Source organism: Streptomyces beijiangensis (assembly GCF_017315755.1).
GTDB classification, from domain to species: domain Bacteria; phylum Actinomycetota; class Actinomycetes; order Streptomycetales; family Streptomycetaceae; genus Streptomyces; species Streptomyces beijiangensis.
On the sequence record NZ_JAFLRJ010001493.1, the window covers coordinates 1 to 506 of the forward strand.

Consider the following 506-nt stretch of genomic DNA (forward strand, 5'->3'; position numbering starts at 1 on the left):
GGCCAGGTCATGCGTGGTGTTGGCCCGGTAGAGCAAGGTGATGTCGCCGGAGGCGCCGGGCAGCGTCTCGAACAGGGCCCGCATCGGCGTGATGCCCACGCCGCCGGCGACCAGCAGCACCTTGCCACGGCTGCGGCGCTGGGCGGTCAGCGCCCCGTAGGGGCCCTCCGCCCACACCCGGGTGCCGGGCTCCAGCTCGCGCAGCCGGGAGGTGTGGTCGCCGATCGCCTTCACCGTGATCCGCAGCATGTCGGGACGGGGCGCCGCCGACAGCGAGTACGGGTGGGAGCTGAACCGCATCCCCGGTGCCAGGAACCGCCAGCGGAAGAACTGCCCCGCCTCGGCGCCGATCCGGTGCAGCTTGCGCCCACCGATCAGCACCGACACGATGCCCGGCGTCTCCTCGATGACCGCATCGACCCGCATCCGGTGACGCAGGTTCAGCCGGATCGGGGTGAGCACACGGTACCAGAGCACCAGCGCGGTGACGACGCCGTAGAGCCCGT

General features: G+C 71.9%; 1 protein-coding gene. It reads right to left on the reverse strand.

The features are described from left to right. The coding region (locus tag J0695_RS42385; RefSeq protein ID WP_505383655.1) for a ferric reductase-like transmembrane domain-containing protein at nt 1–506 on the reverse strand (506 nt) is incomplete at both ends.